10 protein-coding genes and 1 pseudogene are annotated in these 11,647 nt (G+C 61.7%); 4 read left to right on the plus strand and 7 right to left on the minus strand.

All coding sequences use genetic code 11. The features are described 5' to 3' along the window. Positions 1 to 56: 56 nt before the first annotated feature. From C5J24_RS03455 to C5J24_RS03470, 4 genes are all read right to left on the minus strand, one after another. A complete protein-coding gene (locus C5J24_RS03455; protein WP_105415620.1) occupies positions 57 to 1,259 on the minus strand; it encodes a lytic murein transglycosylase in 1,203 nt (400 codons plus the stop codon). A 142-nt stretch (positions 1,260 to 1,401) separates the two neighbouring features. Beyond that, positions 1,402 to 2,187: a GH25 family lysozyme gene (locus C5J24_RS03460; protein WP_105416609.1), complete on the minus strand. Its 786-nt coding sequence runs from the start codon at positions 2,185 to 2,187 to the stop codon at positions 1,402 to 1,404. Positions 2,188 to 2,333: 146 nt separating this feature from the next. Continuing rightward, on the minus strand, positions 2,334 to 2,990 hold the full coding sequence (locus C5J24_RS03465; protein ID WP_245446502.1) for a class I SAM-dependent methyltransferase: 657 nt from the start codon (positions 2,988 to 2,990) through the stop codon (positions 2,334 to 2,336). An 11-nt stretch (positions 2,991 to 3,001) separates the two neighbouring features. Then, entirely contained in the window at positions 3,002 to 4,249 is a 1,248-nt protein-coding gene (locus C5J24_RS03470) for a DUF3419 family protein (protein WP_105415624.1), read from the minus strand. Between the two features lie 166 nt (positions 4,250 to 4,415). Here C5J24_RS03470 and C5J24_RS03475 point away from each other — a divergent pair. Next, a pseudogene (locus C5J24_RS03475) lies at positions 4,416 to 5,767 on the plus strand (serine hydrolase domain-containing protein). Between the two features lie 41 nt (positions 5,768 to 5,808). On the opposite strand, the gene C5J24_RS03480 reads toward C5J24_RS03475, so the two are convergent. The 3 genes from C5J24_RS03480 to C5J24_RS03490 all read right to left on the minus strand — a co-directional run bounded on the left by C5J24_RS03480 (position 5,809) and on the right by C5J24_RS03490 (position 8,922). Next, on the minus strand, positions 5,809 to 6,924 hold the full coding sequence (locus C5J24_RS03480; RefSeq protein ID WP_245446504.1) for a lytic transglycosylase domain-containing protein: 1,116 nt from the start codon (positions 6,922 to 6,924) through the stop codon (positions 5,809 to 5,811). A gap of 101 nt (positions 6,925 to 7,025) precedes the next feature. Beyond that, a complete protein-coding gene (locus C5J24_RS03485) occupies positions 7,026 to 7,661 on the minus strand; it encodes a LysE family translocator (RefSeq protein ID WP_105415626.1) in 636 nt (211 codons plus the stop codon). 49 nt (positions 7,662 to 7,710) lie between these two features. Next, positions 7,711 to 8,922 carry a pyrophosphate--fructose-6-phosphate 1-phosphotransferase gene (locus C5J24_RS03490; RefSeq protein ID WP_105400767.1) on the minus strand — a complete coding sequence of 404 codons (1,212 nt, stop codon included), beginning with the start codon at positions 8,920 to 8,922 and terminating at the stop codon, positions 7,711 to 7,713. A gap of 327 nt (positions 8,923 to 9,249) precedes the next feature. On the opposite strand from C5J24_RS03490, the gene C5J24_RS03495 reads away from it, so the two are divergent. The 3 genes from C5J24_RS03495 (at position 9,250) to C5J24_RS03505 (ending at position 11,597) form a co-directional block, all read left to right on the plus strand. Continuing rightward, complete coding sequence (locus tag C5J24_RS03495) at positions 9,250 to 9,999, plus strand: DnaJ family molecular chaperone (RefSeq protein ID WP_172723835.1); 750 nt, start codon at positions 9,250 to 9,252, stop codon at positions 9,997 to 9,999. Further along, entirely contained in the window at positions 9,996 to 10,757 is a 762-nt protein-coding gene (locus tag C5J24_RS03500) for an N-acetylmuramoyl-L-alanine amidase (RefSeq protein ID WP_105415629.1), read from the plus strand. Before C5J24_RS03495 ends, C5J24_RS03500 begins: the two co-directional genes overlap by 4 nt. Positions 10,758 to 11,000: 243 nt before the next feature. Further along, entirely contained in the window at positions 11,001 to 11,597 is a 597-nt protein-coding gene (locus C5J24_RS03505) for a lytic transglycosylase domain-containing protein (RefSeq protein ID WP_105415631.1), read from the plus strand. The last annotated feature ends 50 nt before the right edge of the window (positions 11,598 to 11,647 follow it).

Below are 11,647 nucleotides of genomic sequence, written 5' to 3' on the forward strand. Positions count from 1 at the left end.
TCCGCGAACCGCCACCCGATTTCGGTCGGGCGGCGATTGTATTCAGAGATTGTATTTCAGAGCGCGGAGAGCAGGGTCTGGGTCGGCCAGCCGTCGGCCGGCTGACCGAGGCGCGCCTGTTCCTTCTGGACGGCCTGGCGCGTGCCCGACCCCAGGATGCCGTCGACCTTGCCGATATTGTGGCCGAGCGCTTCCAGCTTGGTCTGCAGCGCCTTCATACCGGTGTCGTCCAGGCCCTGGTCCGGCGTGCCCTTCAGATAGGTCGGGGCACCCGAAAGCCGGGTCGCGAAATAGGCGGCCGAGGTCGTGTAGATGAACGACTGGTTCCATTCCAGATAGATGCTGAAGTTCGGATAGGTCAGGAAAGCTGGTCCCTTGCGACCCTGCGGCAGGATGAGAGCTGCGGGCAGGTTGCCGAAGTTGGTCGCGCCGTCACGCGGGGTGACGCCGAGCTTGAACCATTCGCTGGCTGGGATCTCGTTGCCGAGGCCGGACCTGTCCCAGGGGAGGTTCTCCGGCAGCGTCACTTCCTGGATCCACGGCTGGCCAGGCTTGAAGCCCATGCTCTGGATGAATTTTGCGGCCGTGAGGATAGCGTCGGGGGAGCTGGCCTTGACGTTGATATGGCCGTCGCCGTCACCGTCGACGCCGTGCGCGATAATATCCTCGGGGAGCATCTGCACCTGGCCGATCTCGCCGGCCCATGCGCCCGTGTTGGTGGAAGGATTGAGGTCGCCGTGCTGGACCATCTCGATCAGGGCGATCAGCTGCGGGCGGAAAAGCTGCGGGCGGCGGCAGTCGTGCGCGAGCGTCACCAGTGCGTTACGGGTGTTGAAATCGCCCTGCACGGCGCCGAAATCGGTCTCCATCCCCCAGAAGGCAGTGATGACGCCGGGCGCCACGCCGAATTCCTTCTCAGCGCGGGCGAAGACCTCCGCATACTGCTTGATTTTCTGGCGGCCGATGTCGAGGCGCGCCTGGCTGACGGTGCGCTGCGAAAATTCCAGGAAGGTCTGGCGGAAGACGCCCTGAGCCCGGTCGCGGGACAAGACTTTCTGGTCGATCTGGGCGCCGGCGAGCGCTTCGTCTACCGCGCTTGCTGAGGCGCCCTTGGAAATGGCTTCCGCCTTGACGCCGTCGAGGAAAGCGCCGAGATCGCCGCCGCAGGCGATAGCCGGGGCCTGGGCGAGAGCGGTGGAGGCAAGGCAACTGGTGATGACGGAGGCAAGGGCGAGGCGGCGGGCAAAGCGAGCGGACATTCGGCGTTCCTAGAATCTGAGTAAGCGCCGTCCGATCTCGGAAAATTTTGTGACCGAAACGTGGACGGCAGCCGTGTTGGCGCAGTTTTTATCGCAACTGCTCACACATTGCCAGACACCTGTTTCGCCGGGTGCACGGGGTTTACTTTGAGACTGCCGCAACCCAGTTGTGCCAGTTCTTGGACGTGCCCGCAAAGACGTTGATATCCATCTCGCCCTTGATGCCCGGCACGACGCCCGTCGAGGTATACTGCCAGAAAGCCCAGCGGCGATCCGGGTAGATCTTGGTCGGATGCTGCGCCACGGCGCGGAGCCAGAAGTGGTGGTTGCTGAAGGCACCGACCAGATTGTCCCGGTGGAAATCCACCGACGTATAGATGATCGGCCGCTTGCCGTAATAGGTCTCGACGCGGTCCATGAAGCGCTGCATGGAGGCGCGCACAGTCTCGGGATCGGGGCGGGTCTTGCAGGTCGGGGAGGAATGGTTCCATTCCATGTCGAGGACCGGCGGCAGCTTCACCGCATCCCGTGGCACGTTGTTGATGAACCAGTCGGCCTGTTCGTCGGCTGTCGAGCAGAAATAATAGAAGTGGTAGGGGGCATAGGGAATGCCGGCCGATGCGGCGCCCCGCCAGTTCAGTTCGAACGTCGGGTCGATGCGATCCTTGCCTTCCGTCGCCTTGATGAAGACAAAGGCGATGCCGGATTTTTTCACGGCGGGCCAGTCGATATCGGTGCCGTTCCACTTGGAGACGTCGATGCCGTGGACCTCGTGGAGCCCAGGATGCGTTTTACCGAAATCCTGCGGGTCACTGTCCTTGAACCGCATCCTCTTGACCGATGACGTTTCCATCAGGTCATAACTTGAGGATGTGCATCCCGTGGCAAGGAGCGCGGTGGCAAGGAGGGCCAGAAGGAGCCGAGGCATGAACATCCCGTGTGGTGTCGACGTGGAAGCCTCTTGCCCCGTTCGACGCAACACAGGGAGGCATGAACTCCATATTCACCATAACGTCGTAAAAAATCGGTTAGGGCAAGAGGATTTCACGCCGGAGATGCGGGAGCCCTAACGCTTCAGCCGCGGCGGCGGATGACGGCATGCCAGGCATAACCCCGGCCGATCTCCTCGAAGATCATGTCGGCATCGGCCGCAGTCAGCTTGCTTTCCAGCACTTCGTGCAGGTTTGGCCGCGGCGTGACGTGGAAACGCATGAGCCAGGCCTTCAAGAACCGCCCGAACCAGCTTGGCAGCCGTTCCTGCTGGCCGAAGTCGACGATATGCAGGGAACCGTGTGGTGCGAGCGCCGCAAGCGAGGCGTCGATCGCCTTTTCCCAATCGGGAATCATCGACAGCGCGTAGGAGATCAGGATGCGGTCGAAGCCGGTCGCGCCGAATTCCTCCGCCTTGAAATTCGTCGCATCGGCGACACGAAATTCCGGCATGATCGGCTTGCCGCGGAAATTGGCCCTGGCGCTTTCCAGCATCTCAGCGGAGATATCGAGGCCGTAGAGCCTGGCCGCCGGATATTGCCGGTGGGCGAGGGCAAGGTTCCGGCCCGTGCCACAGCCGACTTCGAGCAGCGAGGCATTCGGCGGGAGATTCAATCCCGCAATCGCCCGGTCGCGGCCGAAAAGATAATATTTGCGGGTGATGTCGTAGATATGGCGCTGATACCGGTACATCCGGTCCATGCGCTCGGCGTGGCCAGTCGGCAGGGAGTTACTCGCCATATCCGTCGCCATCAGGCTTTTTTCACATAGATGTGGAAACCGCCGTAAATTGCCGAGCGGTCTTCCAGGTTGAGTTCGTTGGAGCGTTCTTCCAGATAGGACCACTGGTCGAGAAGGGCCGGGGAAAGGCGACCGTCGAGCACGCTCTTTTCGGCGGCGGTGCGGAAGATCACACGGGCGCCGGGCGCGGCCGTGCGGCTGATTTCCGACCAGACGTCGTTCAATTGCTCGTCCGTCATCCAATCCTGGGCGTCGAGCAAGATATAACGATCGACCGAGCCGGCGGACTTCTGGGCCAGCAGTTCCGTGAAGCTGGCATGGTGGACCGTGACGCGCTCGGCATTGTCGCGGATGGCGCGGTAGTTTTCAGCCTTGAGATAGGTCGGCAGCGTGCCTTCCTCCGGCTTCGGATAACGTCGCATAAAGGCCTGCCAGGCGAAATAGTTGTCGCGCAGCGGGAAATGGCAGGCGAGCTTTTCGAGGCGCTGGCGCAGGACCGGCGCGATCGATCCGTCGGAGGCAAGGCTCGCCAACTCGTCATATTGCTGCGGCGGAATGCCGAGGCCGAACAGCGAACTCTTGCGGCTGGTGATCCAGCGGATCAGCGGCCTGTCGAACAGCGGAGCGATGCGGTCGTCGAAGAACTGGCGCTGTTCGCGCAACGATTTGGCATCTGCCATTTGAGTGAGGTCGATGCCATGCAGGCGGGCGATCAGGTGGCCGGCGCCGATGAAGCGGCCGAGCAGGCCGGTCTTGTAGATATTGCGGTCGAACACTTCGATCCGGCGGCGGCCGGCGAGCGAACGCTTGTCCCAGTAGGCGCGGGTCGCGGCATCGAGGTTCGGCGCGATGAACGCGTCGTAGCTCTTGCTGTTGGTGCGGATGCCGTCCATGCCGAAGTGGCGCACGACATCGCCGTGGCCGGGCAGGTGGCGGAACGCGGCGAGCTTCAGGCGGTTCAGCGCGACGTGATGCGGGTTGAGGTCAACGACGTCGATCTTCTTCGGCGAACGGGACAGATAGGCGAGCATATTGCAGCCGCCGGAACCGATGGTGACGATCGAATGCTCGCCGGAAAGCTCCATGGCGGTCATGTCGACTTCCGGGTCTTCCCAGATCTGCGGATAGACGAGACCGGAGAACAGGAGGCCGAAAAGCCTTTCTGAGAAACCCTGCCGGGACAGAGCTTTATGCTGCAGAAGGGCGTCCTTCAGCTTCTGGTTTTTCCGAAAACCGGCTTCCTGTGCAATATCCGCCATGGTCGAGTCCCGCTTTGTCCAGAGTTTCAGCGCGTGTAAACCCGTCATGCTACAGATTGATGACGCCGCCTGTGGCCAGTCCCCCGATCGGCCCCACGCGGCCGAACACCCCCTTCCTTGGTGTCGAGAATCCTGATTGCATGCGGCCCTTGAAATGGAGGCAGGCATGCGGTTGTTGGTGCGGTTCGTAAAAATCCTCTGCGGCGTCATCGTCGTCGGCCTCGTCGGGCTCGGGATCTGGCTCTATGCGTCGCCGCCGGAACTGCTGAGGGTCGGAAGCGGCTATTCGGCCAAGATGGTCTGCTCGAACGTCTTCCTTGCCGGCCGCGACAGCAGCGAGGTCCTCGCCGTCGACGTGCAGGCTCCGGGTCACCCGCTTCTGAAATTGATGCGGGTTTCCGTCGATCGAACGGAGAAGCGGGTTCATGCGGCGCTGCTCGGCATTTTCGCCGGCAATGACGCGGTCTATCGCGAAGGGCTCGGCTGCGGCGTCGTCCCCGATGGGGCGCCGGCTGTTGCCGTCGGCGTTTCGGTGCCTGCCGTTACGTCAGTCGATCCATCCGCGCTTTGGCCGGAAGGCAGAAAAGTCGAATCCGATCAGTCGGTTGCGCGGCTTCTTTCAGATACGGGTCTTGCCGGTCCAGGCCTTCGGGCGGTGGTGGTGGTCAAGCGGGGACGGATCGTCGGCGAAACCTATTCGATCGGTTTTTCGAAGGATACGCCGCTGCTCGGCTGGTCGATGACCAAGACCGTGAACGCCGCGATCCTCGGCACGCTCATTCGAGACGGAAAGCTCTCGCTGGACGACAAGGGTCTGTCCCGCCATGGCAGGGCAACCAGCGAGGCGATATCCGGATTGCCGACCTCGCCGCCATGGAAAGCGGGCTTGCCTTCAACGAGAATTACGGCACGGTCGCCGATGTCACCCGCATGCTCTATCTCGAGCCGGACATGGCGAATTTCGCGGCCGACCAGCCGCTGGAGGCTGATCCCGGCACGCGGTTCGGTTATTCTTCCGGCACGGCCGTGATGCTCTCCAAGATCTGGATGGACCGGATCGGCGACAGAACTGCCGCGTTGTCCTATCCCCGTAACGCGCTGTTCGGCCCGCTCGGCATGCAAAGCGCCGTCATGGAGACCGATGCGGCAGGCATCTTCGTCGGCAGTTCGTATATGTATGCGACCGCGCGCGACTGGGCCCGGATCGGGCTGCTGCTTGCGCGGGACGGTGTGTGGAACGGCAGCCGGATCCTGCCGCAAGGTTTCGTCACCCTGATGCACCAGGCCAACGCCACGTCGAACGGCCGTTATTCGAAAATGCAGACGTGGCTGCCGGGCAAGAATAATCCGGATATCCCGGCGGATGCGTTTTTCCTGCAGGGGCATGATGGGCAGACCATCACGGTCATCCCGTCGCTCGATCTGGTGGTGGTACGGCTCGGGCTGACGCCGAACTGGAACCGTTACGATCCGACCCGGCTGGTCGCCGAGGTGGTGAAAGCAACAACGGCGCCTTGAGGCGCCGTTGAACATTTTCAGTCGAGGCACTTTCAGCCCGGCTACTTCTCCAGGACGTCCAGCATGTTCTTGCGTTTGGCGTCGTAATAATAGCCGCGCGCATAGAGTTTGATGGCGTTGTCGTTTCTGTTGTCGGCGACAAGCCAGGCGCCGCGCAGATATTTGATCGCGTATTTGAGATTGGTCTCGGCATCGAGCAGGCCGGCCGGCGGGCCTTCGTAGCCCATGGACTTGGCGGTTGAATACTTGATCTGCATGAGACCCCAGTAGCCGTTCTTGTGATAGGCCTTGGGATCGTACTTGCTTTCCCGATGCACGACGCGATGCACCAGCGATTCCGGCACGCCGTACATGCCGGCATAACGCTTGATGAGCTTGCTCAACTCCGGCGTCGCACCGGTGGCCGTGGACGGCATCGGCTCGCCGGGAGCCGGCGGGAATTCCATGGCGGACAAGGCGGCAACGGCTCGCGGCTGCGCTGCATAGGCAAGCGTCGCAGTGTCCGGGCGAGGGGTCGGCACGACGGTCTGAAGCGCGACCATGTCCGGTGTCAGTTCCCGTTCGTCCAGCGCGATCGCCGAAGCTGCCGCCGGCTGGATCTTGCCTTCGCTGACCGCTGGTGCGATCGGCGGCGACACGAGGCGTCCGCCCTTTGGTGTGGCAAGGTTCGCCGGCTGGGCCGACGCGAGAATTGTCGATGTGGTCGGAGCAACGGGCGGCGGCATCATCGCTGGCCCGGGCGCGGGGGCGAAAGCGACGAGCGGCGCCATGATGGGCGATGCCATTGCGGCGGACTGAACGGACATCGCATCGGCGGCGACGGGCACCGGAACGGGAAGTCTTGCGGTCTTGGCGAGCGCCACGGTCGGCTGCGTGCCGACCGTCTGGGCGACCGAGGCGACCTGAACTCCCGGAGGGGTCATCTGGCCTGCAGTCTGAGCCTGTCCGTTTAACGGGAGATCGGATCTGTACTGGATAGTCGTCTGGCCATCTGCGGAGGCCGTCTGGGCAGGTCCGGTCGCCTGGCCGCTGGTCGGGGCAACCGTCTGTGTCGTTGCAAGCTTCTGCTCGCGCTCGACACTCGAACATCCGGCCAGAACCGAAGAAACGGCGCACGCCACAACCGTCCCGCGGCCGAGGAATCGGATTATCGCCATTGGGTCGCTTTCATGAAAAATGGTTACCCCAGTCCGCCCAAACGCCACCAAAAGAGTGTTTTGATTAACCTATTGGGCAGCGTCCGACAAGATGGCGAGCGTCAGGCGGCGATCCGGCGATAGCCGGCTGTGACCGCGCGCCGCGAAATGAAGCGCGTCTGGGGCTTGCGTGAGGCGGAGTTGAAGTTGGCGGGCCGCCGCCGGCGGTTGAGTACACGGCGCGGAAAAAGCACGTGAATACCGGCTCCAAGCGCAGCGCAGACAAGGAAAGTCGCCTGCATTTCGAGAAACTGGGGCAGGAGAGAGCGGTCGGGATCGACGAACTGGGCGAGCACAGCTGCAAGGACGACGGCATAACGCGCCCGGAAGGCGGATTTGCCGAACAGGCATCCGAAGATTCGCGCTGCCCGACATTCGGGAAGATTGTCGTTATCGGCAATCGGGCCGGAGATTCGCGGATCCTGGTAGGACCAGATCACATAGAGCATCAGATAGCCGAGCCCTGCCCAGGAGATCACGTCGATGAGCTTGGGAAGGTAGACGGCGATCAGGGCCATGGGGACCATCGCCACGATCAGGGCCGCCGACATTCCCACGGCAAGCCCCGGGACCGTTGCGATCGCCGTGCGGCGACCGCGCTGGAGAGAGAAACTGGCAGTCAGACAAGCGATAGGGCTCGGAAGGAGGGCGAGAAAGATCGCGGTCGCAGCAAAAGCGAGCCAGATGTCAGCCGTCATTCCATTTCCTCCCGGACGCCCGTGAGCGGCGCCCGCTAGTTTTCTTGTCTCAAGCCGTTTCGAAGGGCTGGCCGATATGGTCCATCACTTCGCCGAACCATTTTGCCGTCAGATCGAAATGTTTTCCACCCTTGATTCTGGGAAATTCGATCGTGCGCAGTTTTCCGCCCTGGTCCTCGTCGTGGCCGGTAACGCCTGAGACCTTGTTCAATGCGCTTTCGACGGCGAGATCGACCATGCCCTGGATGAGCCGCAGGTCCTGGCCGTTTGCCGGCGCCGAGCGGGCGAAGTAGCCGGATTTCTGCACCATGGAGCGATCGGCGCCGATCAGCGCCGCGAACTGCTTCTGGAACCAGCCGCCGACATTGATCGTGTCAATCTTAACATGGCCGAACGCGTCGCGCTTGATCGATTCGCCTGCCGCTTCCCGTTCGGCGACGATCGTATCGAGACCGGCACCTTCCGACACGAACAAGGTTACGAAACCGCGCTTGTCCATGACGTCCTTGAGGCGTGCGGCCTCCTTTTCGAGGTCGAAGGCCATCTCCGGCAGGTAGACACCGTCGATGTTCTTCATCGCGCTGTTCATCATGAAGCCCTCGACATATTCGTTGCCTTTGGTCTTCTGAATATAGGCCCGTGCAGTCGCGGCGGTAAGCCAGCCGCAGTGACGTCCCATCACTTCGTGAATCACAAATGTGCGAGGAGCGGCACTCTGCTCGTTCGAAACGTTGTCGAAGAAAGAGGCGCCGACTTCGGCAGCCGTCCAGGCGCCGAGCGACTGGCGGATCGGCACGATATCGTTGTCGACGGTCTTCGGCAGGCCGACGACGGTCAGGTCGTAGCCATTGGCGCCGAGATAGGCTGCGAGGTCGGCGGCCGTCGTGTTGGTGTCGTCGCCGCCGATCGTGTGGAGGATGGTGATCCCATCGGCCGCCAACCGCTCGGCGGCAACGCGAAGCGGGTTCTCCCCTTCCTTGACGAGGCCGCGCTTGACGCAGTCTGCGGCATTGGTGAGCTTGACGCGGCTATTGCCGATCGGCGAGCCGCCGTAGCGGTGCAGCAGATGGGCCTTTTCGCGCATGTCATTGGTGATTTCGATGCGGTCGCCGAGCAGAACGCCCTGATAACCGGAACGGTAGGCGACCATCTCGATATCCGGCGCGACGTCGTTGTAGCGCTCAATCAGGCCGCCGACGGCGGAAGACAGGCAAGGCGCGAGGCCCCCTGCGGTCAGCATTGCTACTTTCTGTTTGGCCATCGATCCTCCTTGACGCGCATGCTCGCGTACAGTTCAAAACCGCTGGAATGGATGCGACAGAGACAGGCCCCTGTAAAGTGAATTTCTCAAGAAAAACCGCAGCTTCGACTTCTCGGTGCAGGAGAGCCTAATATAATCGATTCAACTGCCGCAGCCCCTTCGTCCCGCCTGTGGAAAAAGAGTTTTGGAGGCTTTCCAATTGTCCCGAAGTGCAGGGTCACCTGTCTGTGAGCGCCGGTGATTGTTCGGAAAACATGAACATAGTTTAATCTAAGACGGACCGTTGGTCGCCTTGCAATCCCAATTATAATCTGGTCCACTGCGCTCATGATCTGGGATTTTGCCTGCCTTCACTTTTCCTCCCTTTGGGAACGGCTTCTCGGCGCCATGGGCGACGCGGCCGGGAACGCGCTCGGCCGTGTCATCGAGGTGATCCGCACGACGTTCGAGGGTGATCCGGAAACACGCCGGCAGGTGTCTTTCTCGGTCGCAATCATCGCGCTGTCGGCCAAGATGGCGAAGGCTGACGGTATCGTCAGCGAGGCCGAGGTCAAGGCCTTTCAGCAGATATTCGATTTTCCCGACGAGGAAGCCCGCAACGTCGCGCGCCTCTATAACCTCGCGCGCCAGGATGTCGCGGGCTACGAAGCCTATGCGACGAAGCTCGCCGGCTTGTGCAGCCCGGGCGCGGGCAAGGCTGCAAATTGCCCGATGCTGGAAAACGTCGTCGACGGGCTGTTCCACATCGCCAAGGCGGACGGCCTGGTGCACGAGGCGGAGCTTGCCTTCCTTTTCCGTATCGCCGAAATCTTCCGTATCGACGAGGGGCATTTCCGCCGCATCATGGCGCGACACGTGCATCTCGACGGACGAGACCCCTATCTTGTGCTCGGCGTTTCGCCGGAAGACGATTTCGCAAAGATCCGCAAGCAGTACCGCTCGCTGGTGTCCGAACATCACCCGGACCGTCTGATCGCCCGCGGCGTTCCGGCTTCGCTGCATGCCGCTGCCAATGAGCGCATGGCCGCGCTCAATGCCGCCTATGCGGCGATCGAGAAAGAGCGCCGCGCCGCATGATGCCGTTTTACGCCGACTATGCCGGCGCGACGGTAAGGCCTTCCCCCAATCACGGCGAGCGCGCCGGCGGGCGCAGGCCCGACATGATTATCCTTCATTACACAGGCATGCCGATCGGCGACCAGGCGCTTTCCTGGCTCTGCAACGAGGAGAGCCAGGTCTCGAGCCACTATTTCGTCCACGAGGACGGGGGCGTGGTGCAGCTTGTGCCGGAGGATCGCCGTGCCTGGCACGCCGGCAAGAGCTCCTGGGCCGGCGAGACCGACATCAATTCCTGTTCGATCGGCATCGAGATCGCCAATCCAGGCCATCCCGGTGGCCTGCCGGACTATCCGTCCGCGCAGATCCAAGCCGTCGTCGAATTGTGTCGCGATTGCGGCCAAAGGTGGCAAATCCGACCGGAAAGAGTGCTTGGACATTCCGATGTCGCCCCTATCCGCAAGGTCGATCCGGGCGAAAATTTCCCTTGGGAAAAGTTGTACCTTGACGGGATAGGTCATTGGATCGATCCAGCGCAAATCCGCGGCGGACGGTTTTTCCAGTTCGGCGAGAGCGGCCAGCCTATCGAGGCATTGCAGTCGATGCTGTCGCTTTATGGCTACGGAATTGAAATCACGGGCACTTTCTGCGAGCGCACGAAGGGCGTGGTCGAAGCGTTCCAGCGTCATTTTAGGCCGCAGTTGGTCGACGGGATCGCCGATTTTTCGACGATCGACACGCTTCATCGGCTGCTCAAGTCCTTGCCAAAATTCAATTAATGCGGGCGCCGCACCGGTCGTTCGGGACCGCGTCGAAATCGCAAAATTTTGCAGTGCCACATCATCTCCTTATTAGCCCGGTCTAAAGGACCCGCTAACGGCAGCCGCCATGTTGGACGGGGGTTGCAGAGATAAACGACCAGGATTCGTGAAAACATCGCGCCGTCAATCCGGCGACGCGCTGAGAGGGTGTTTGCGTAACGACACCCGCGGTTCCTGTTGGTCCGGAGACACTTCACCTACATGAATATTATGATTGTTGCTGCCGCGGCGGGCCTTGCCATGCTGGTCGCGGGAACCGAACTCGTGCGTGCTGAGGACGACGCCGTCACCACCTATACCAAGCCGCTCATCATTCCATGGGAAACGCGCGAAACCGGTTTTGCCGCGCCCACCGACGAAGCCAGGCGCCTGGTTCGGCAGCTTCATTACACCCAGCTGATCGCGAAATATGCGGACGAATACGATGTTCCGGAAGAGCTTGCGCTGGCGGTGGTGCAGATCGAGAGCAACTTCCGCCCGACTGTCAAGGGCAGTGCCGGCGAGATCGGGCTGATGCAGATCAAGCCGGCGACGGCGAGGCTGATGGGTTACCACGGGCCGGACTACGGCCTCTACGATCCCGAGACCAATATCCGCTACGGTATGAAATACCTGGCCGGCGCGCATGAACTCGGCGGCGGCAAGATCTGCGGCACCATCCTCAAATACAATGCCGGCCACGGCGCCAAGCGCATGAACCCGGTTTCCAAGCGCTATTGTAATCGGGTGCAAGCGGTGATCGAGACCGCCGAGCAGACGGCCGAACAGACTGCGTCGCTTTCGCCTGTGGCATTTTGATTCCGAAAACGGCTAGAAGTGCTTCTGACAGAAGACATTTCGGCCGGTGG

It is taken from the genome of Neorhizobium sp. T25_27 (assembly GCF_002968565.1).
Classification (GTDB): Bacteria; Pseudomonadota; Alphaproteobacteria; order Rhizobiales; family Rhizobiaceae; genus Neorhizobium; species Neorhizobium tomejilense.